The sequence below is a fragment of the Actinomadura parmotrematis genome (assembly GCF_019458805.1).
GTDB lineage: Bacteria > Actinomycetota > Actinomycetes > Streptosporangiales > Streptosporangiaceae > Spirillospora > Spirillospora parmotrematis.
Genome location: NZ_JAIBOA010000006.1, coordinates 220836 through 238346, shown reverse-complemented (window position 1 = coordinate 238346; position 17511 = coordinate 220836). Strand labels below are relative to the sequence as shown.

General features: G+C 74.2%; 24 protein-coding genes. 9 read left to right on the top strand and 15 right to left on the bottom strand.

Annotated elements, in window-relative coordinates; translation table 11 throughout:
* Nucleotides 1–53 precede the first annotated feature (53 nt).
* Both K1Y72_RS11910 and K1Y72_RS11905 read left to right on the top strand, forming a co-directional pair.
* The gene (locus tag K1Y72_RS11910; RefSeq protein ID WP_220166030.1) at nucleotides 54–962 is read left to right on the top strand and encodes an NAD(P)-dependent oxidoreductase; all 909 of its coding nucleotides are present in this window, start codon (nucleotides 54–56) and stop codon (nucleotides 960–962) included.
* Between the two features lie 122 nt (nucleotides 963–1084).
* Nucleotides 1085–1831 (top strand): phosphatase PAP2 family protein, encoded by a 747-nt coding sequence (locus tag K1Y72_RS11905; protein ID WP_220166028.1) that lies wholly within the window; start codon nucleotides 1085–1087, stop codon nucleotides 1829–1831.
* Nucleotides 1832–1873: 42 nt separating this feature from the next.
* Here the strand turns inward: K1Y72_RS11905 and K1Y72_RS11900 are convergent, their stop codons facing one another.
* The 6 genes from K1Y72_RS11900 to K1Y72_RS11875 form a co-directional block, all read right to left on the bottom strand.
* Complete coding sequence (locus tag K1Y72_RS11900; protein ID WP_220166026.1) at nucleotides 1874–2416, bottom strand: GNAT family N-acetyltransferase; 543 nt, start codon at nucleotides 2414–2416, stop codon at nucleotides 1874–1876.
* 187 nt (nucleotides 2417–2603) lie between these two features.
* Entirely contained in the window at nucleotides 2604–3701 is a 1098-nt protein-coding gene (locus K1Y72_RS11895) for an NAD(P)-dependent alcohol dehydrogenase (RefSeq protein ID WP_220166024.1), read from the bottom strand.
* Nucleotides 3702–3766: 65 nt separating this feature from the next.
* On the bottom strand, nucleotides 3767–4339 hold the full coding sequence (locus tag K1Y72_RS11890; protein WP_220166022.1) for a PaaI family thioesterase: 573 nt from the start codon (nucleotides 4337–4339) through the stop codon (nucleotides 3767–3769).
* 134 nt (nucleotides 4340–4473) lie between these two features.
* Nucleotides 4474–4803: a helix-turn-helix transcriptional regulator gene (locus K1Y72_RS11885; protein WP_220166020.1), complete on the bottom strand. Its 330-nt coding sequence runs from the start codon at nucleotides 4801–4803 to the stop codon at nucleotides 4474–4476.
* On the bottom strand, nucleotides 4800–5174 hold the full coding sequence (locus tag K1Y72_RS11880; RefSeq protein ID WP_220166018.1) for a type II toxin-antitoxin system RelE/ParE family toxin: 375 nt from the start codon (nucleotides 5172–5174) through the stop codon (nucleotides 4800–4802). Before K1Y72_RS11880 ends, K1Y72_RS11885 begins: the two co-directional genes overlap by 4 nt.
* A 65-nt stretch (nucleotides 5175–5239) precedes the next feature.
* The gene (locus K1Y72_RS11875; RefSeq protein WP_220166016.1) at nucleotides 5240–5383 is read right to left on the bottom strand and encodes a hypothetical protein; all 144 of its coding nucleotides are present in this window, start codon (nucleotides 5381–5383) and stop codon (nucleotides 5240–5242) included.
* A 171-nt stretch (nucleotides 5384–5554) separates the two neighbouring features.
* Between K1Y72_RS11875 and K1Y72_RS11870 the strand changes: the two genes are divergently transcribed.
* Complete coding sequence (locus K1Y72_RS11870; protein WP_220166013.1) at nucleotides 5555–6409, top strand: GNAT family N-acetyltransferase; 855 nt, start codon at nucleotides 5555–5557, stop codon at nucleotides 6407–6409.
* A gap of 239 nt (nucleotides 6410–6648) precedes the next feature.
* Here the strand turns inward: K1Y72_RS11870 and K1Y72_RS11865 are convergent, their stop codons facing one another.
* Both K1Y72_RS11865 and K1Y72_RS11860 read right to left on the bottom strand, forming a co-directional pair.
* Complete coding sequence (locus K1Y72_RS11865; protein ID WP_258572288.1) at nucleotides 6649–7770, bottom strand: zinc-binding dehydrogenase; 1122 nt, start codon at nucleotides 7768–7770, stop codon at nucleotides 6649–6651.
* Entirely contained in the window at nucleotides 7770–8183 is a 414-nt protein-coding gene (locus tag K1Y72_RS11860) for an acyl-CoA thioesterase (RefSeq protein WP_220166011.1), read from the bottom strand. Before K1Y72_RS11860 ends, K1Y72_RS11865 begins: the two co-directional genes overlap by 1 nt.
* Nucleotides 8184–8317: 134 nt before the next feature.
* Here K1Y72_RS11860 and K1Y72_RS11855 point away from each other — a divergent pair, with 134 nt between their 5' ends.
* The gene (locus K1Y72_RS11855) at nucleotides 8318–9160 is read left to right on the top strand and encodes a patatin-like phospholipase family protein (protein ID WP_220166009.1); all 843 of its coding nucleotides are present in this window, start codon (nucleotides 8318–8320) and stop codon (nucleotides 9158–9160) included.
* Here K1Y72_RS11855 and K1Y72_RS11850 read toward each other — a convergent pair.
* Nucleotides 9157–9339 carry a hypothetical protein gene (locus K1Y72_RS11850; RefSeq protein ID WP_220166007.1) on the bottom strand — a complete coding sequence of 61 codons (183 nt, stop codon included), beginning with the start codon at nucleotides 9337–9339 and terminating at the stop codon, nucleotides 9157–9159. The two genes, K1Y72_RS11855 and K1Y72_RS11850, sit on opposite strands and share 4 nt — an antisense overlap.
* 114 nt (nucleotides 9340–9453) lie before the next feature.
* On the bottom strand, nucleotides 9454–10293 hold the full coding sequence (locus K1Y72_RS11845; protein ID WP_220166005.1) for an aldo/keto reductase: 840 nt from the start codon (nucleotides 10291–10293) through the stop codon (nucleotides 9454–9456).
* A 109-nt stretch (nucleotides 10294–10402) separates the two neighbouring features.
* Here K1Y72_RS11845 and K1Y72_RS11840 point away from each other — a divergent pair, with 109 nt between their 5' ends.
* Both K1Y72_RS11840 and K1Y72_RS11835 read left to right on the top strand, forming a co-directional pair.
* Nucleotides 10403–11434: an alpha/beta fold hydrolase gene (locus K1Y72_RS11840; RefSeq protein WP_220166003.1), complete on the top strand. Its 1032-nt coding sequence runs from the start codon at nucleotides 10403–10405 to the stop codon at nucleotides 11432–11434.
* Nucleotides 11435–11522: 88 nt separating this feature from the next.
* Complete coding sequence (locus K1Y72_RS11835; RefSeq protein ID WP_220166001.1) at nucleotides 11523–12185, top strand: class I SAM-dependent methyltransferase; 663 nt, start codon at nucleotides 11523–11525, stop codon at nucleotides 12183–12185.
* A gap of 10 nt (nucleotides 12186–12195) precedes the next feature.
* Here the strand turns inward: K1Y72_RS11835 and K1Y72_RS11830 are convergent, their stop codons facing one another.
* Together K1Y72_RS11830 and K1Y72_RS11825 are read right to left on the bottom strand one after the other, a co-directional pair.
* Nucleotides 12196–12648 carry a nuclear transport factor 2 family protein gene (locus K1Y72_RS11830; RefSeq protein ID WP_220165999.1) on the bottom strand — a complete coding sequence of 151 codons (453 nt, stop codon included), beginning with the start codon at nucleotides 12646–12648 and terminating at the stop codon, nucleotides 12196–12198.
* Between the two features lie 85 nt (nucleotides 12649–12733).
* Nucleotides 12734–13417, bottom strand: coding sequence for a Clp protease N-terminal domain-containing protein (locus K1Y72_RS11825; protein ID WP_220165997.1), 684 nt, complete (start codon nucleotides 13415–13417; stop codon nucleotides 12734–12736).
* A 225-nt stretch (nucleotides 13418–13642) separates the two neighbouring features.
* Between K1Y72_RS11825 and K1Y72_RS11820 the strand changes: the two genes are divergently transcribed.
* From K1Y72_RS11820 to K1Y72_RS11810, 3 genes are all read left to right on the top strand, one after another.
* The gene (locus tag K1Y72_RS11820) at nucleotides 13643–14044 is read left to right on the top strand and encodes a VOC family protein (protein ID WP_220165995.1); all 402 of its coding nucleotides are present in this window, start codon (nucleotides 13643–13645) and stop codon (nucleotides 14042–14044) included.
* Nucleotides 14045–14102: 58 nt separating this feature from the next.
* Complete coding sequence (locus tag K1Y72_RS11815) at nucleotides 14103–14492, top strand: RidA family protein (protein WP_220165993.1); 390 nt, start codon at nucleotides 14103–14105, stop codon at nucleotides 14490–14492.
* A gap of 192 nt (nucleotides 14493–14684) precedes the next feature.
* Nucleotides 14685–15491, top strand: coding sequence for a type IV toxin-antitoxin system AbiEi family antitoxin (locus K1Y72_RS11810; RefSeq protein WP_220165991.1), 807 nt, complete (start codon nucleotides 14685–14687; stop codon nucleotides 15489–15491).
* 319 nt (nucleotides 15492–15810) lie between these two features.
* Here the strand turns inward: K1Y72_RS11810 and K1Y72_RS11805 are convergent, their stop codons facing one another.
* The 3 genes from K1Y72_RS11805 to K1Y72_RS11795 all read right to left on the bottom strand — a co-directional run bounded on the left by K1Y72_RS11805 (nucleotide 15811) and on the right by K1Y72_RS11795 (nucleotide 17464).
* Nucleotides 15811–16167: a DUF397 domain-containing protein gene (locus K1Y72_RS11805; RefSeq protein ID WP_308287022.1), complete on the bottom strand. Its 357-nt coding sequence runs from the start codon at nucleotides 16165–16167 to the stop codon at nucleotides 15811–15813.
* 287 nt (nucleotides 16168–16454) lie between these two features.
* Nucleotides 16455–16649, bottom strand: a complete 195-nt coding sequence (locus K1Y72_RS11800) for a DUF397 domain-containing protein (RefSeq protein ID WP_220165987.1) — start codon at nucleotides 16647–16649, stop codon at nucleotides 16455–16457.
* On the bottom strand, nucleotides 16646–17464 hold the full coding sequence (locus K1Y72_RS11795) for a helix-turn-helix domain-containing protein (RefSeq protein WP_220165985.1): 819 nt from the start codon (nucleotides 17462–17464) through the stop codon (nucleotides 16646–16648). Before K1Y72_RS11795 ends, K1Y72_RS11800 begins: the two co-directional genes overlap by 4 nt.
* Between the last annotated feature and the right edge of the window lie 47 nt (nucleotides 17465–17511).

Genomic DNA, 17511 nt, shown 5'->3' with positions numbered 1-17511 from the left:
CCGGCCGCACCCGGTTCACCGATCGTGAACGGCCCAAGGGGAGAGGAAGGCCGATGCGCGTCCTGCTGCACTACGCCATGGACTACGCGGGTCCCGGGCTTGACGTGGCGAGCTGCCCGGAGCAGGACGACGAGCGGTTCGCGTCGCTGCTGCCGGACGCCGAGGTGATCTGGCACGTGCTCCGCCCGCTCGGCGCCGCCGATTTCGACCGGGCGCCGAAGCTGCGGCTCGTCCAGAAGCTCGGCACCGGCGTCAACACCATCGACCTGGACGCGGCCGCCGAGCGCGGCATCGCGGTCGCGAACATGCCGGGCGCGAACGCGCAGGCCGTCGCGGAGACGGCGCTGCTGCTGGCGCTGGCGGCGCTCCGCCGGGTCCGCGCCTTCGACGCGCTGACGCGGGCCGGGCGCGGCTGGCCGGCGCCGCCGTCGCTCACCGGCGGCGAGCTCGGCGGCCGGACGGTGGGGCTGCTCGGCGGCGGGCGGATCGCGACGCTGCTGCGCGGCATGGTGGAGGCGGTCGGGGCGCGGGCCCTGTTCACGACGCGGACGCCGCGGCCGTCCGACCCGTCCTGGCGGCCGCTGGACGGCCTGCTGCGGGAGAGCGACGTCCTGTCGGTGCACGTCCCGCTGACCGCCGAGACGCACCACCTGCTCGACGCGCGGCGGCTGGCGCTGCTGCCCGAGGGCGCGATCGTGGTGAACACCGCGCGCGGCGCGGTCGTGGACGAGGCGGCGCTCGTCGCGGCGCTGGCGTCGGGGCGCCTGGCGGGCGCGGGCCTGGACGTGTTCGAGCGGGAGCCGGCGGCGGCGTCGAACCCGCTGTTCGCACTGGACAACGTGGTGACGATGCCGCACGCGTCCTGGCTGACCCACGAGACGTGGGCGCGCTACTTCGAGGTCGCCGCCGAGAACTGCCGCCGCCTCGCGGCGGGCGCCCCGCTCCTCCATCGCGTCCGCTGATCCGCCCCGGCGGTCAGGAATCGGCATGCGTGGGTCAAGGAGTGGCCGGAAGCGTGCGCGGGGGCCGCCGGGGCGGGCCGCCTTCCTAGCGTTGACCCGCACGGGTCTACGGGGAGGGCGGCATGGGCGGCGGGGCGTCGAAGGGGCGACCGGGACTCCTGGGGGAGGCCCTGCTGATCGGCGTCGGCTACGTGCTCTACTCGATGATCCAGAACGGCATCACCGGGCACGCCGGGACGGCGTTCGCGAACGCGCGGCGCGTCCTGGAGCTGGAGGAGCGGCTCGGGATCGCGGTCGAGCGGCGGGTCAACCGGTACACCGACGGCGTGCCGTGGCTCGTCGTCACCGCCGACTACTTCTACTCGATCATGTGGATCGCCGGGACGCTCGGCGTCCTCGGCTGGCTCTACCTGCGGCGCCCCGGCGAGTACCGGCCCGCGCGGCGCACGCTGTTCGCCACGACGCTGCTCGCCCTGCTCGGTTTCTGGCGGTTCCCGCTCGCGCCGCCGCGGCTGCTGCCCGGCTACGTCGACACCGTCGTCGCGCACGGGACGTGGGGCTCGTTCTCCGACGGCGAGCTCGCCAGCGTCTCCAACCACTTCGCGGCGATGCCGTCGATGCACTTCGGCTGGTCGCTGTGGGCGGGCCTGGTGCTGATCCGGTACGCCCGGCCGGTGTGGGTGCGCGTCCTCGGGGGGCTCTACCCGGTGGCGACGCTGCTGGTCATCATCGCCACCGCCAACCACTACGTGCTGGACGCGGTCGGCGGCGCCGCCGCGCTGCTGCTCGGCTACCTGGCCCAGCGGGCGGCCGTCGCCGCCGCCCGATCCGTCCGGAGGGCGGTGTTCCGCTCCCCCGCTGAGGGCTAGGCAGGGCGGGCCCCGCGACCGCGGAGCGGACTCGCCGCGTCCTCAGCCGGCCGTCGGGATCCAGTGGCGCAGCTTGCCCTTGCGGGTGTCCTCGTAGACGCCGCCGCACGCCTGGATGACGCGCCGGGACGGCTCGTTGCCGACGTCGCAGGTCACGAGGGCGCGGTCGATGCCGAGGGACGCCGCGACCGGCAGGGCGGCGCGCAGCATCGCCGTCGCGTGGCCGCGCCGCCGGGCGGCCGGGCGGACGTCGTAGCCGATGTGGCCGCCCCGCTCCAGCAGCCAGTCGTTCAGCTCGTGCCGGATGTCGAGCCGCCCGAGGAACTCCTCCCCCTCGACGTACCAGAGCGTCGTGCTGGGAACGAACCCCTCGGGGCGCGGCGTCTCCGGCAGCGCGTCCGCGCGCAGCGCCGCGACGTGGCGGGCGAAGACGGCGGGGTCGCGCCAGGCGTCGCCGTGGGCGCGCAGGTCGCGGCCGATGGCCGAGGCGTCGTCGGGGGCGCCCCGGCCTTCGGCGCGGAACTCGGCCATGGCGGCCAGGAACGAGGCGTGCACATCCGTCGAGGGCGGGACGAGTCTGGGCATCGCGCCATTATCGCGCGGTCCGTGCTCGGGGGGAGGGCGGGGCTCAGGGTGTGCGAGCGCAGGGCGGTCCCCGCCGGTCTGTCCACCGAGCGGACGGCGATGTTCGCCGGCGCCGCGCCGGGCGACGTCCTCCGGTCGGCGGTCAGCGCGGGCCTCGTCGGCGCGGCGCTCGCCGTCCGGCCCCGGGCTAGGGGATCAGCACGGGCTTGACGACCTCGCCCGCCAGCGCGTCCGCCTCGGCCCGGCCGATGTCGGCGAGCGGGTAGGTCGCGACGAGCCGGTCGAAGGGGAACCGGCCCTGCCGCCACAGCTCGATCAGCTTCGGGATGAACCGCTGCGGGACGGCGTCGCCCTCGATGATGCCGCGGACCGTGCGGCCCGACAGCATGAGGCCCGGGTCCAGGGTGTAGGGGCGGGCGCCGACGCCGACGAGCCCGCAGGTGCCGGTGGTGCGGAGCGCGGCGACGGCGGTCGCGACGACCTCGGGGACGGCCGTCGTGTCGAGCGCGTGCTCGAACCCCGCTCCCCCGGTGATCGCCTTGAGCTGCCGCAGCAGGTCGGGGTCGGCGCCGTTCAGGGCGTGCGTCGCGCCGAGGCCGCGGGCGAGGTCGAGGCGCGCCGGGTTGAGGTCGACGGCGGCGATGCGGGTGGCGCCCGCCAGGTGCGCGGCCATCACGGCGGCGAGGCCGACCGCGCCCGCCCCGAAGACGGCGATGCCGTCCCCGGCCCGCACGCCGAGCGAGATCAGCACCGAGCCCGCGCCCGTCTGCATGCCGCAGCCGAGCGGGCCGAGCAGCTCCAGCGGCAGGTCGTCGTCGACGGGCACGGTGTTCGCGACGGTCGCGAGGGCGTGCGTGGCGAACGACGACTGCCCGAACCAGCGGTTGTGGACGGCGCCGCCGGACGCGTCGGTGAGGCGCGGCTCGCCGTCCAGCGGCATCGCGAACATGTTGCGGGCGGCCATCTGCGCGCAGGCGCCGGGGCGGGCGTCGCGGCAGTCCGCGCACGCGCCGCAGGAGTCGAACGACAGCACCACCGGCGTCCCCGGCGCGATCGCGACGCCCGGCCCGGCCGCCTCGACGGTGCCGGCGCCCTCGTGGCCGAGCACGACGGGCTTCGGGACGCGGCCGCCGGGCGCGCGGCCGAGCAGGTCGGTGTGGCAGAACCCGGCGCCCGCGATGCGGACGACCAGCTCGCCGGGCCCGGGGTCGGCGAGGTCGAGCGGCTCGATCGCGTAGGGGCCGTCCGCGTCGCGGAGGACGGCGGCGGTGGCGCGCGTCGGCATCGCGGCTCCTTCCGGCGGCGCGCCGGGCGGCGCCCGACGAACCTAGAAGCCGAACGACGTTCGGGTCAACCCTCCGCGCCGGCGGCGGCGGGGCGCGCCTCCGCCGTCCGGTCCCTGGTGAAGTGCTCCTCGGGGACCTCGACGAACAGCCCGGCGGCGCGGATCGCGACCGGCCCGTCCGGCCCGCCGATGCGGCCCTCGCCCTCGACGTAGACCTTGCGGCCGTGCACGCCGGTGCACCAGCCGCGCAGGTGCAGCACGCCGCCGACGGGGACGGGCGCGAGGTAGTCGGTCTCCAGCCGCCCGGTGACGCAGCGCTTGCCGAGGTGCCAGGCGACCGAGCCGAGCGTCTCGTCCATCGCGGTGGCGAGCAGCCCGCCGTGGGCGAGGCCGGGAGCGCCCTGGTGCGCCTCCCGGACGGTGAACTCGGTGCGCACCTCGTGCCCGGTGACGTCGCGGTGCGCGACGCGCAGCCCGTCCGCCGCGTCGGCGCCGCAGCCGAAGCAGCCCTGGAAGTCCATCATCCGCTCGGTGGTGTGCCGCGGGTCCGGGCCGGTCGCGACCGGCGCCGCCGCCCCCTCGGGCGGCGTGGTGCGGGACGAGGCCGGGCCGGGGCGCCGGACGGAAGGGGTCGTCATCGGGTCAGTGCTCCTCACGCGCGACGAATACCGAGCAATGTTCGGTTTCTGTCCCGTCCGAGGTTACGCGGCGCCGCCCCCGGCACGCCGCGCGAACCGGAGTGGCGCCGCTCACGGCGCCGCCCCGCGCCGCGCTAGGCGACCTGGATCGAGTGGGGCCCGACGCTGACGGTGACGTCGACGTGCCCGCCGAGGGCCCTGGCGTAGGCGCGGAGCGTCTCCAGTTCCATCGCGGCGGGGTCGCCGTTCTCGATCTGCGACACGCGGGCCTGGGTGACCCCGAGAATCTGGGCGACCTCGGCCTGCGTCTTTCCGACGGCCTTGCGGAGCTCCTTCAGGTGATGCCCGGCCACGTAGGCGTCCAGCTCGGCACGCGCCTGCGCCTGCCGCTCGGGCGCCCCCAGCTCGGGATTGCGGCGGCGGGCCTCGGCCTTGACGTCCTGCCAGCGGCGTCCGGCGCTCATCGTCCGGCCTCCTTGTCCTGCGCGGCCCGGTACTCGGCGTACCGGGCTTCGGCCAGTGGGATGGCTTCGTCGTACCAGCGGGACCACTGCCCCGCTTTGTCCCCGGCTACGAGAAAGATAGCCGCACGGTCGGGATCGAAGACGAAGAGCATGCGGATCTCCGTTCGCCCCCGGCTGCCGGGCCGCAGTTCCTTGAGATTGCGCAGCCCGCTGTGCTCCAGCGTGTCGACGAGCGGCCGTCCCAGCGCAGGGCCGACCATGGCCAGCCGGTCGACGGCCTGCTCGATCAAGGCCGCGGTGCCCACGTCGGACTCGCACAGGTCGAGGAACCAGCTCTCCACCGGTTCGAGAAGAATGATGTCCCAGCCCATCGGGTCAACATAAGCTCTATCTTATGTCCTCCGTCGCGCTTTCGGCCGGAAGCGCGACGCCGGGGTCAGACCACGCAGCCGCAAGGGGAGAGGGCCAGGAGGTCGTCGCCGACCTGGGCGGCGTCCTTCACGGGGCTGCCGCACATCTGGCAGGGGCGGCCGACGACGTCGGGGGCGGGCGGGGTCCGGGTTTCGGCGGTGTTCTCCACGGGCCGCCATGCTAGGGCCGCCGCCCCGCCCCTCCCAGCCGCCGTGCCGATCTTTCCCGGACGCGGACCGGCACGTCCCCTGCCGCGCGTCCACCGTCCCGGGGTATGACTTCCGCCTCTTCCGCACGGGTCGGGTTGGTGCGCCGCGATCGGCGCTCCTACGGTTCCCTCATGACCGTTCTGTCGCTGGGGTTCCGAAGCGACCTCATGTTGCTCGGGCTCCAGGGCAGCACCGTCGAGCAGCGCGACGGCCATCTCGCCGTCCGCACGCCCGGCAACCCCGGCTTCTACTGGGGCAACTTCCTCCTGCTCGCCGGGCCGCCCGCGCCCGGGACGGTGGCCGGCTGGGTGGAGGTGTTCCGCCGGGCGTTCCCGGACGCCGCCCACGTCGCGATCGGCATCGACGGCGTCGCGGGCCTCGCCGGGCACACCGGGGAGCTGGCGGGGGCCGGGCTCGACATCGACCGCAACACCGTCATGACGGCGAGCGCGGTGCGGCCGCCGCCGCGCCCGAACGAGGACGCCGAGTTCCGCGTCCTGGCCGGCGACGCGGACTGGCGGGCCGCGCTGGAGCTGCGGGTCGCCACCCACGCGGACGCGGGCATCCCCGGCTACCGGGAGTTCGCCGAACGGCACCTGACCGCGATGCGGCGGCTCCAGGACCGCGGCCACGGCGCCTGGTTCGGCGCGTTCCAGGGCGGCCGGATGGTGTCGGGCCTCGGCGTCTTCGGCGACGGGTCGGGCACCGTCCGCTACCAGAGCGTCGACACCCACCCCGAGCACCGCAACCAGGGCCTCGCCGGGACGCTCGTCCACCTGGCGGGCCGGTACGCGCTGGAGCGGATGGCGGCGCGCACCCTGGTGATCGTCGCCGATCCCGGGTACGCGGCGATCCGCATCTACCGGTCGGTCGGGTTCACCGACAGCGAGACGCAGGTCCAGCTCCAGCGGACGCCCTCGCCGCACCACGGCACCGCCGAGGACGGCACCCTCCCCAACGGCACCGGCCGCCACTCCGCGCCCTGAGCCCGGACGCGGCGACGGGCCGCCCCCGCGAGGCGCGGGGGCGGCCCTAGGGCCGCGGCCCATCGGCGGGCTCCCGTAACGGCGTCGGGGGGGATGACGCCCTGGCGGGAGTCCCGCGTGCCGACCTTGTACCCCGCCGCGCGGCGGGAAGCCTCCTGTGGCGGGATGTGGCCAGGCGCGGGAGGGCCGCCCGAGATCGGGTAGGCCCGTTGGCTTGGGCCCGTGCCGGCCGGCCGCCGTCAGAAGGTGACGACCTGCCGGACGGCCTCGCCGGTGTGCAGCAGGTCGAAGCCCGCGTTGACGTCGTCCAGCGGCAGCCGCCCCGACAGCAGCGCGTCCACCGGCAGGACGCCCGCCCGGTACATCGCGATGAAGCGGGGGATGTCGCGGCGCGGCACGCTGGACCCGAGGTAGCTGCCGCGCAGCGTCCGCTCCTCGGCGACCAGGCTGAGCGCCGGGAGGGTCAGCGGCTCGCCGGGGGCGGGCAGGCCGACGGTGACGGTGGTGCCGCCCGGCCGCGTCGCGGCGTAGGACTGCTCCAGCACACCGACGACGCCGGTCGTGTCGATGACCTTCTCCGCGCCGCCGCCGGTCAGGTCGCGGACGGCTTCGACGGCGTCCGGCCCGCCCTCGACGGTCCGGGTGGCGCCGAGCGTGCGGGCGAGGTCGCGCTTGTGCGCGACGACGTCCACCGCGATCAGCTCGGCCGCGCCCGCGGCCTTCGCGGCGAGCAGCGCGGCGAGGCCGACGCCGCCGAGCCCGAACACCGCGACGCTGTCGCCCGGCTCGACCCGCGCGCTGTAGAGGGCGGCGCCCGCGCCGGTGAGGACGGCGCAGCCGAACAGCGCGGCGATGTCGAGCGGCAGCTCCGCGTCGATCTTCACGGCGGAGCGGGCCGACACCACCGTGTACTCGGAGAAGGCGGAGACGCCGAGGTGGTGGTGCGGGCGGGTGCCGTCGGCGGCGGTGAAGCGGCGGCCGCCGCCGAGCAGCGTCCCCGCGCCGTTGGCCTGCGCGCCGGGCGTGCAGAGCGCGGGCCGCCCGCCGGTGCAGCGCTCGCAGCTCCCGCAGGCCGGGACGAACGCGAGCACGACGCGGTCGCCGGGGGCGAACTCGGTGCCCGCGCCGGTCTCCACGACCTCGCCGGCCGCCTCGTGGCCGAGCGCCATCGGCAGCGGCCGCACCCGCGAACCGTTGATCACCGACAGGTCGGAGTGGCAGAGCCCGGCCGCGCCGATGCGGACGAGCAGCTCGCCCGGCCCCGGCGGGTCCAGCTCCAGCTCGGTCACCTCGATCGGGCGCGAGGCGGCGTAGGGGGCGGGGCGCCCCGCCTCGACGAGGACGGCGGACCGGGTGCGCATCAGGCGGTCACCAGCTTCTGCATCGCGTCCCGGACCGCGCCGGTGATCTCCACCGGGCGCCGGGTGTCGCGGCCCACGAACACGTGCACGAAGTGGCCCTCGGCGACGAGGGTGCCGTCCGAGCGGACCATGCCGATCTCCCAGCGGACGCTGGACCGGCCGAGCTTGCCGACCCGCAGCCCGACCTCGATCGTGTCGGGGAAGGAGACCTCGGCCTTGTAGACGCAGTGCGACTCCACGCACATGGCGATCGCGTCGCCGCCCAGCGGGTCGAAGCCGGCCGTCCGGATCATCCACTCGTTGATCACGGTGTCCATCAGCGCGTAGTGCACGACGTTGTTGACGTGCCCGTAGACGTCGTTGTCCTTCCAGCGCGTCGGGACGGTCTCCCAGTACAAGTAGTCGCCCTTCATGCCGCACACCCTATGTAACCGGGAACCGTCCGGTATCGGCGGTCTCGCCGGTCCCGGGGTTCCGCTTCCCGGGCGGAGGTGGTCGAATGTGCGTCGATGGCTGCACGATGCACAGACCTCCGGGAGGGGACGGCATGAGCGGACGCGCACTGGTGCTCGGCGGCGGCGGGGTCGCCGGGATCGCCTGGGAGGCGGGCCTGGTCGTCGGCCTGCGCGAGGCCGGCGCCGACCTCGCCGCCGCCGACCTGATCGTCGGGACGTCCGCGGGCTCGGTCGTCGGCGCCCACCTCGCGCAGGGCGCCGACCTCACCGCCGCCGTGGACCGCGTCGCCGAGCGGGACGCGGCCGCGCCGCCCGAGCGCGCCGCCGCCGACATGACCGCGGTGATGAACGCCTTCGCGATCCTCTTCGACGCCTCGATCGAGCCGCGCGAGGCGCGGCGCCGCGTCGGCGAGCTCGCGCTGAGCGCCCCCGGCACCGCGGCGCTCGCGCCCCGTCTCGCCGAGCTCGGCGAGACGCTGGCGTCCCCCGCGTGGCCGGACCGCGCCCTGAAGATCACCGCGGTGGACGCGGCGGACGGCGCGTTCACCGTCTGGGACCGCGACGGCGCCGCGACGCTGCCGCAGGCCGTCATGGCGAGCTGCTGCGTGCCGTGCGTCTTCCCCCCGCAGGAGATCGCCGGCCGCCGCTACGTGGACGGCGGCGTCCGGTCCGCGACGAACGCCGACCTCGCGGCGGGCGCGGACCGCGTCGTCGTCCTGGAGCCGCTCGCCCACCTCATGCCGCGCACCGGCCTGGAGCGCGAGCTCGCCGCGCTCGGCTCCGCCGAGGTCGCGGCGGTCGCGCCGGACGCGGCGTCGGTGGAGGTGTTCGGCCTGGACTTCCTCAGCCCGTCCCTCTGGCGCCCCGCCTACGCGGCGGGCCTCGCCCAGGCCGCGGCCGCCGCCCCCGAGATCCGCAAAGTCTGGAACGGCTAGCGCGGCGGCCGGCGGCGGCGGCCGGTGAGGCGGTTCAGGAAGCGGCGCAGCCCGGACTCGGCCCGGCCCCCGGTGCGGGCGCCGGCGCCCGCGCCGCGGCGGGCCGTCCGCCCCGCCGTGCCGGTGCGGGGCCCGCGCTTCGGGCGGAGGGCCAGCCGGACGCGGTCGACGATCGACATCGTTCCTCCAGCGGCGCCAAAGGGGTCATAGGTGACACTTCGCCGCGTCCCGCGCCCGTACCCGCCCGCCGCCCGCCCCCAACGTCACCGGAAGGTGAGAACGTCCAGCGCGCGCTACGCCGCCTCGGCCAGGCGGTCGAGGCGGGCCCGCTGGTCCGCGGACAGGCGGAACCGCTCGGCGGCGAGGTTCTCCTCCAGGTGCGCGATCCGGGCGGTCCCCGGGATCGGCAGGACGACCGGCGAGCGGCCGAGGAGCCAGGCGAGCGCGACCTGCGTGGGCGTGGCGCCGAGCTCGGCCGCCACGGCGGCGACCTCGGCCGTCGCGCCCGCCTCCCCGGCGACGACGGGCCGCCACGGCAGGAACGCGACGCCCGCCGCCTCGCAGGCCGCGAGCACGGGCTCGTACGCGCGGTCGAACAGGTTGTAGCGGTTCTGCACGCTCGCGATCGCGGTGACCCGGCGGGCCCGGTCGAGCTCGCCGGCGGTCACCTCCGACAGCCCGATCCGGCCGATCTTGCCCTCGTCCCGCAGGTCGCGCAGCGCCCCCACCTGGTCCTCCAGCGGCGTGCCCGGATCGATCCGGTGCAGCTGGAGCAGCTCGATCCGCTCGGCGCGCAGCCGGCGGAGCGCCCCCTCGACCTGCTCGCGCAGCGAGTCCGGCCGCCCGTCGTGCCGCCAGCCCTGCGGGCCGTCCGTCCGCACGACGCCGACCTTGGTGGTGACCAGCAGCCCGTCCGGGTAGGGGTGCAGCGCCTCGGCGAGGAGTTCCTCGTTGGCGCCCCAGCGGTACAGGAAGGCGGTGTCGATCAGGGTGACGCCCAGCTCGACGGCCCGCCTCGCCACCGCGATCGCGCCCTCCCTGGCCGGGCCGGGCTCCGTCGGCAGGCGCATGGCCCCGAACCCGAGCCGCCGCACGTTCAGGCCGCCCCCGAAATCGAACCCGGTCGAAAGCATGCGTCCCCTCTCAGATCACCGGGAAGCAACGCTAACAGCGCGAACCGCCCGGCCACGGGATGTGCGACGTTAGGAGGGTCGGTTCCAAGGGCGGCAGGGGGCGTGGGCGATGGACGGCGGGCAGGGGCCGCGCTTCGAGATCCGTTTCTGCCCCGCCGGGGACGGGACGCGGATCGCCTACGGCGCCGTCGGCACCGGCCCCCTGCTGATCCTTCCGCCCGCCTGGATCAGCCACCTGGAGCTGCTCTGGCAGGACCCGGCCGTCCGCGCGTTCCTCGTCCCGCTCGCCGCGCGCCGCACGGTCGTCCTGTACGACAAGCCCGGCTGCGGGCTGTCCGACCCGTCGCCGTCGCGCCAGACCGTGGACGCCGGCGTGCGCGCGCTGGAGGCGGTCGCGGACCATCTGCGGCAGGAGCGGTTCGACCTGCTGGGCGTCTCGACGGCCGCGGCGGTGTCGCTGGCCTTCGCCGCGCGGCGTCCCGAGCGCGTCGGGCGCCTCGCCGTCTACGGCGGCTACGCCGACGGCCGCCGCGTCGCGTCCCCGCAGGTCAGGGCGGCCGTGCTCGGCATGGTGCGCGCGCACTGGGGGCTGGGCTCGGACGTGCTGGCCGACATCTTCATGGCCGACGCCGATACCGGCGCCAAGCGCGACTTCGCGCGGTTCCAGCGGGACGCGTCCACCGCCGAGTTCGCCTGCGAGCTGCTGGAGCAGTGCTACGAGGCGAGCGTGGCGGACCTGCTGGACGCCGTGGCCGCGCCGACGCTCGTCCTGCACCGGCGCGACGACCGGGCGATCCCCTGCCGGCTCGGCCGCGACCTGGCGGCGCGGATCCCCGGCGCGCGGCTGGTGACGCTCCCGGGCCGCAGCCACTTCCCGTGGGCGGGGGACGCGGCGCCGGTCGTCCGCGCCGTCCTGGAGCACCTCGGCGAGCCGGTGCCCCCGCCGGCCGGCGACGTCCTCACGCCCCGGCAGCTCCAGGTCGCGGCGCTGGTCGCGGACGGGCTGAGCAACCGCGAGATCGCCGGGCGCCTCGGCATCGAGGAGCGCTCCGCCGAGGGCCACGTCGAGCGGATCCGGCAGCGGCTCGGCGTCCGCTCCCGCGCCCAGGTCGCCGCCTGGTGGGCCCGGCGCGACCGGTGAGGTAGCGGACTGGGGTAGTTCCCCGCCTGACAGGACGCCGCGCGCCGTCGCATCCTGCGGGGATGAACCGCGGACCGAAGGAGCGGCCATGACCGACACCAGCACGCGCGCGACGCCACCGCGGGCGCCGCGCCCGAACCCGGTGCGCGGGCGCCTGAACTCGGCGTTCTTCGCGCTCATGGGCGGCTACATCGACCGGAAGCTCGCCGCCCACAAGCGGCGGATCCTCGACGGCGCGGGCGGCGTCGTCGCCGAGATCGGCGCCGGCAACGGCCCCAACCTGCGCTACCTGCCGCCCGGCACGACCGTGCACGCCATCGAGCCGAACCCCCACTTCCACCGGCGGCTGGAGCGCGCGGCCGCCGCCCGCGGCGTCCACCTGACCGTCCACCCGGTCCCGGGCGAGGCGATCGACCTGCCCGACGCGAGTGTGGACACCGTGCTGTGCACGTGGGTGCTCTGCACCGTCGGCGACCTCGACGGGGTGCTCCGCGAGGTCCACCGGATCCTGCGGCCGGGCGGCCGGTTCGCCTTCATCGAGCACGTCGCCGCGCCGCCCGGCGCCGTCCGGCGCGTCCAGCGGCTCGTCCGGCGGCCGTGGCGGTGGGCCTTCGAGGGCTGCCGCACCGACCGGGACACCGCGGCCGCCATCCGCGCGGCCGGGTTCGCCTCGGTGGACATCACCGAGTTCCCGTTCCGCTCTACTTTCGTTCCCGTCCGGACACAGATCGCCGGCTTCGCCGTCCGCTAGGCGCCGCCCGTCAGGGGGCGTGGTGCCGCCCGACGGCGGCGAGGACCTCGCCGAGGTGGCCGCGGGCCGCGGCGGAGCGCAGGTGGTCCAGGTAGTCGCGGGACTCGACGATCTTCCCGTTCCGGACCCGCAGCACGAAGATCGCCGGGATGGCGAACGGCGCGCCGGTCTCCACCACGACCCCCTCGTACCGGAACTCGGCCACGATGACCTCGGGGTCCGCGGTCTCGTGGACGGTGATCCCCGCCGGCCGGCGGCGCAGGGTGCGCCCGCTCCCGCCGCCGGCGCCGAAGTGCGCGCGCAGCTCCGCCAGGGACCGCATGGGGGGCGTGCCCTCGGGATGGAACGGGTGGTCCACGTGGGTCTGCTCGGCGTAGAGGTCGAGCACGTCCTCCCAGCGTTCGTCGCAGACGCCGTGCACGAGCTCCAGGAAGACCTGGCGCGGGGACAGGGAGTCGGGCATGGCGCTCCTCCTCCGGGGGGCGGGGGCCACCGGCCGCAGCATAGTTCGCTGACGAGTTATTCGTCAACGAATTAAAGCTCCGGCGTCACTCGTCGCGCGCGGCGCCCTCGACCGCCTCGCGCAGGCCGTCCGGCGTGAAGCCGAGGTCGCGCAGGATCCGCGCGGTCGCGCACTCCTCGACGCGGATCAGGCCGAGCAGCGTGTGCTCGGTGTCGACCCGGTCGTGGCCGAGGTCGGCCGCCGCGCCGGACGCCTGCTCGATGACCTCCTTACCCTCCGACCGGAACGGGATGTGCCCCCGCGGCGCCTTCTTCCCCGCCGGCGGCAGCGCCTCCTCGATCGCGGCGCGGACGGCCTGCTCCGTCCCGGCCCGCGCCACGAGCAGCTCGTAGGCGAGGCCCTGCGGCTCGCCGAGCAGGCCGAGCAGGATGTGCTCGGTGCCGATGGAGTCGTGCTTGTGCGTCCGGGCGGCCTCCTGCGCGAGCACGATGACGTGCCGGTTCCGGTCGGTGAACCGCGCGAACGGGGCGGGCGCGTGGCGCTGCTGGGCGGCCTGCCGGGTCACCCCGATGGCGCCGCCGATGTCGTTCCAGGACGCGCCGGCCCGCTTGGCCTTGTTGACGTAGTGGTCGACGAGCTGGTCGCCGAGGTCGATGAGGGTCCGGTTCCTGAGCTGCGCCTCGGCGATGCGGTCGAGGTCGCTCGCCTCGGGGAGCTCCGCGTCGAGGCGGGCGATCAGGTCGGCGAGGCTGATGTTGAGTGGACTCATGTGTCAACCGTAGATTGACACCCGCCGAGCGTCAACCCCCGATTGACACCCGGCGGCTATCCGCCGGCGCCGAGAATCGCCGGATGCGCGAACCGAGGCCGTCCGACGGCGTCACCACCCTCTCCCCACTGCGCCCGGACGCCATCGCCCGAGCGTTCGAGGCGGGACCCCGATAGGGGCACGCGGGCGTCCGCCGGCGCCCGCGCGCTGTGGCAGGATCGCGGGATGCTGCGACTCACCGACTTCATCATCGACGCCCCGGACACGATGAAGCTGGCGGCCTTCTACGCCGCCGTGACGGGCCGCCCCGTCAAGGAGAGCAGCGACGCGGACTGGGCCGGCGTCCAGTTCGGCGAGATCGAGCTGGCCTTCATCCGGGTGGACGACTACCGCGCCCCGCAGTGGCCCGACGCCGAGCACCCCAAGCAGTTCCACCTGGACTTCGAGGTGGACGACATCGACGCCGAGCAGCGCCGCGTCATCGACCTCGGCGCGACGCTGCGGCAGGACTTCATCAACCCCGAGGGCTACGGCTGGCGCGTCTTCACCGACCCGATCGGCCACCCCTTCTGCCTCTGCCGCAACAAGGGCGTCACCTGGACCGAGGACGGCCCCGTCTGGTCCTGACGCGCCCGGGACCCGCCCGCCGCCGGCGCGTCCACCCCGACCCCCTAACGTTCGGCGCATGACGGAACGACGCGCGATCCTCAGCGGTTCGACCTTCGAGGAGCAGATCGGCTACGCCCGCGCCGTGGTGGACGGCGACCGGGTGCACGTGTCCGGGACGACCGGCTTCGACTACACCACCATGACGATCCCCGACGACGTCGTGGAGCAGGCCGAGCAGTGCCTCCGGAACATCGGGGCCGCGCTGGCCGAGGCGGGATGCGCCTTCGCCGACGTCGTGCGGGTGCGCTACCTGCTGCCCGACCGCGCGGACTTCGAGCCCTGCTGGCCGGTCCTGCGCCGCCGCTTCGGCGACGTCCGCCCGGCCGCCACGATGCTCGTCTGCGGCCTCGCCGACCCCCGCATGAAGATCGAGATAGAGGTCGACGCCCGCCGCCCCGGCGCATGACCTTCGCTTTCCACCCCTATGGGGAGCCGTGACTCACGGAAGCGGAACGGCACAGTAGCGATACGGTCACGGTACGCATGGATCGACGGCTCGAAGTGCAGCTATCCCGCCATGGACATCCCGGCCCCCCTGCCGAAGCCGGCCCCTTTCCGCTCGGCGAACGCCTCCGCGTCCGGCCTGACGTACAGGCAGTTGAGGAGTCGCGCGTTCCGCCGCGTCTTCCACGACGTGTACGTCGCCGCCCGCACGCCGGACTCCGTGCACCTGCGGGCGGACGCCGCCTCGCTCCTGCTCCCGCCCGAAGCCGCCTTCTGCGGACTGACGGCGGCGCGGCTGTACGGTCTCACGGTTCCGGAGCGGGACATGCGCACTCACGTTGCCGTGCCGTCCAGCGCGGCGACGTTCCCCCGCAGCAAGGATCCGCGCGTGCACCGCTACACGATCCCCGCCGACCAGATCACGGTGCACGAGGGGCGCAGGCTCGTCGGTCCCGCCCGGCTGTTCCTCGAACTGGCCGCGACGCTGCCGCGCCTGGACCTACTGGTCGCCGGCGACGAGATCCTGCGCCGCGGCCTCGCCGAGCGCGAGACCATCGCGGCCTTCCTCGCCGGGAGCCACCGCCGGCGCGGCGTGCAGCGCGCCCGCGACGCGCTGCCGCTCCTCGACGCGCGGGCCGACTCGCCGCCGGAGACCCGGCTGCGGATCCTGCTGACCGACCACGGACTGCCCCGGCCCATGGTCAACGAGGACGTCCTCAACGGCTGGGGCGTCTGGCTGGCCCGCCCCGACCTGTCCTACCCGGCCCTCAAGATCGCGATCCAGTACGAGGGGCGGCACCACCAGCAGGATCCGCAGCAGTACGCCTACGACATCGAGCGGGACGCCCGGCTCATCGACGCCGGCTGGATCGTCATCCGCGTCGACGCGGACGCCCTCTTCCGACACCCGCGCCACGTCGTCCGCCGCGTCCGCAACGCCCTCGCACAGCGCCGCCCCTGACCGCCCACGGACGTTGAGCTGCGGCGTGCCGGCCACTTTCGATCTCCCCAGAGCCCAACACGCCGCAGCTCAACCCCGGACGACCCCCGTTCACAGCCCAGCCCACCACCGCACGCCCCACCCGCCCGAGCCGGCTCGGCCGATCCCGCCCGGCCCGCCCGTCATGACCGCCTGGTCACCCTCGGTTGAGATGCGGCGTGTTGGCCACTTTCGATCTTCAAAGTGCCCAACACGCCGCATCTCAACTTTCGGCGACCAGGTGGTCATGGGCGATGGGGCGGAACGTCCGGAGTCCTGCGCCGCCAGCGAGTAGAGCCGGTCAGAGGTCGAGGACGCCGGACTTGATGCGGTCGAGCAGGGCCGTCAGCGTCTCGCGGCCGATGGTCAGATGGCCTGACTGCGGGGACGTACTGTCGCGCACGCCCACGACGTCGTGCAGGACGGCCAACTTGACGCACGTTCCGCCGGTGCCGCCCTCGCTGCGGGCGCTCTTGCGCCATGCGACGCCGCACAGGTCGGCAGGTTCCACACACGTGCCGCCACCGCCCGCGTCATCGCCACTAAAGCTGCTCTTTCGCCATACGACATCGTGCAGAACGGCAAGTTCCGCGCAGGCTCCGCCGCCGCCCGCGTCAGCATCTCCAAAGCTGCTCCTACGCAGTTCGATTACGATCACAGCTTCCCCCTGACGGCGAGGAGATGATCGAGGCTCCACTCCTCCGACCATGCCCTCGCGTCGATGTGATCGAACCGCTGGAACCCCGCCAACCGCCCGGCTCGGTCGACAAGGAGTCGACCGACTCCGCGCCCGCCCCGCCATGACCGGCTGGTCATCCAAAGTTGAGATGCGGCGTGTTGGGCACTTTCGATCTTCAAAATGCCCAACACGCCGCATCTCAACTTTCGGCGACCAGGTGGTCATGGGCGTGGCAGGGTTCGGGCGTCGTCGGCGGGGAGATGCGGTCAGAGGTCGAGGGTGCCGGACTTGATGTGGGTGAGGAGGGTCGTCAGCGTCTCGCGGCCGAGGGACAGGTGACCGGACTGGGGGGACGTGCTGTCGCGGACGCCCACGGCGTCGTGAAGGACGGCCAGTTCGACGCAGGTTCCGCCGCTGCCGCCCTCGCTGCGGGTGCTCTTTCGCCACTCGATCTCGGTCACAGGCTTCCTCTCATCTGCACGATGAAATCCCGGCTCTGGTCCTCCGACCAGGCACGCGCGGCGAGCCGCTCGAACCGCAGGAAAACAGCGGCGGCTTCGGACTGATCTTCAATGACGCGGCCGATCTCGAAGACTGTACCGGCGAAGCCCACCAGCATCCGGCTGGGCAGCTCGAACACCGAGAAGGACCCGTCGACTCCGATGTGAGGCGCACTGGCGTCCGGAATCATGCGGAAGGAGAAGGAGGTCGGCGGCGTCATGAGCTCCAAGAGCCGGTCGAGCTGCTCGGCCATGATGTCGCGGCTTCCCATGGTCCGCAAAGCGGGCTGGTCCAGCACGAGCCAGATTTGAGGATCATTGGCGAGGATCTTTCGCTGGTGCTCCATGCGCCGTTCCACCGCCGCGTCCACGTCTTCGACGTGGCCCGCCGCCCACCCCGCCTCCAGCAGGCATCGTGCGTACGCCTCGGTCTGGCAAGGGATGGGAATGAGGTTGTTCTGGAAGATCCGATGTTGCGTCGCTGTGCGATGGAAGTGCAGCAGACGCCTGTACCAGTCCGGATCCGCGCCCAGCTTGGCGTAATGCGACATGGCTGAGAACAATTTTCCCAGATCCCAGGCGTTTTCCAGGCGTTGGCAGTCCCGGTCATCCAGGGGCGCGGTTCCGGCTTCGTGCTTGGAAACTTGGCTGACCGAGCAACCCATGATCTCACCGACCTGGGTCTGCGTCAGGCCGTGCTTTTCCCGGAAAAGCCGCAGCGCGTAAGCCATGAGCGCGTAGATCGACTCGGTCGGTTCGGGGGACGGCCTGACCATGAATCCACCCTCTGCTCGAGAGACGGTTTTTCCAAATTGCAGGGCAA

Coding starts and splice junctions, on each gene's coding strand:
- K1Y72_RS11840 (WP_220166003.1), top strand. CDS start 10,403: ATGGACGGCGGGCAGGGGCCGCGCTTCGAGATCCGTTTCTGCCCCGCC.
- K1Y72_RS11905 (WP_220166028.1), top strand. CDS start 1,085: ATGGGCGGCGGGGCGTCGAAGGGGCGACCGGGACTCCTGGGGGAGGCC.
- K1Y72_RS11850 (WP_220166007.1), bottom strand. CDS start 9,339: ATGTCGATCGTCGACCGCGTCCGGCTGGCCCTCCGCCCGAAGCGCGGG.
- K1Y72_RS11880 (WP_220166018.1), bottom strand. CDS start 5,174: ATGGGCTGGGACATCATTCTTCTCGAACCGGTGGAGAGCTGGTTCCTC.
- K1Y72_RS11910 (WP_220166030.1), top strand. CDS start 54: ATGCGCGTCCTGCTGCACTACGCCATGGACTACGCGGGTCCCGGGCTT.
- K1Y72_RS11830 (WP_220165999.1), bottom strand. CDS start 12,648: ATGCCCGACTCCCTGTCCCCGCGCCAGGTCTTCCTGGAGCTCGTGCAC.
- K1Y72_RS11795 (WP_220165985.1), bottom strand. CDS start 17,464: ATGGTCAGGCCGTCCCCCGAACCGACCGAGTCGATCTACGCGCTCATG.
- K1Y72_RS11815 (WP_220165993.1), top strand. CDS start 14,103: ATGACGGAACGACGCGCGATCCTCAGCGGTTCGACCTTCGAGGAGCAG.
- K1Y72_RS11900 (WP_220166026.1), bottom strand. CDS start 2,416: ATGCCCAGACTCGTCCCGCCCTCGACGGATGTGCACGCCTCGTTCCTG.
- K1Y72_RS11895 (WP_220166024.1), bottom strand. CDS start 3,701: ATGCCGACGCGCGCCACCGCCGCCGTCCTCCGCGACGCGGACGGCCCC.
- K1Y72_RS11860 (WP_220166011.1), bottom strand. CDS start 8,183: ATGAAGGGCGACTACTTGTACTGGGAGACCGTCCCGACGCGCTGGAAG.
- K1Y72_RS11845 (WP_220166005.1), bottom strand. CDS start 10,293: ATGCTTTCGACCGGGTTCGATTTCGGGGGCGGCCTGAACGTGCGGCGG.
- K1Y72_RS11870 (WP_220166013.1), top strand. CDS start 5,555: ATGACCGTTCTGTCGCTGGGGTTCCGAAGCGACCTCATGTTGCTCGGG.
- K1Y72_RS11885 (WP_220166020.1), bottom strand. CDS start 4,803: ATGAGCGCCGGACGCCGCTGGCAGGACGTCAAGGCCGAGGCCCGCCGC.
- K1Y72_RS11865 (WP_258572288.1), bottom strand. CDS start 7,770: ATGCGCACCCGGTCCGCCGTCCTCGTCGAGGCGGGGCGCCCCGCCCCC.
- K1Y72_RS11890 (WP_220166022.1), bottom strand. CDS start 4,339: ATGACGACCCCTTCCGTCCGGCGCCCCGGCCCGGCCTCGTCCCGCACC.
- K1Y72_RS11855 (WP_220166009.1), top strand. CDS start 8,318: ATGAGCGGACGCGCACTGGTGCTCGGCGGCGGCGGGGTCGCCGGGATC.
- K1Y72_RS11825 (WP_220165997.1), bottom strand. CDS start 13,417: ATGAGTCCACTCAACATCAGCCTCGCCGACCTGATCGCCCGCCTCGAC.
- K1Y72_RS11820 (WP_220165995.1), top strand. CDS start 13,643: ATGCTGCGACTCACCGACTTCATCATCGACGCCCCGGACACGATGAAG.
- K1Y72_RS11835 (WP_220166001.1), top strand. CDS start 11,523: ATGACCGACACCAGCACGCGCGCGACGCCACCGCGGGCGCCGCGCCCG.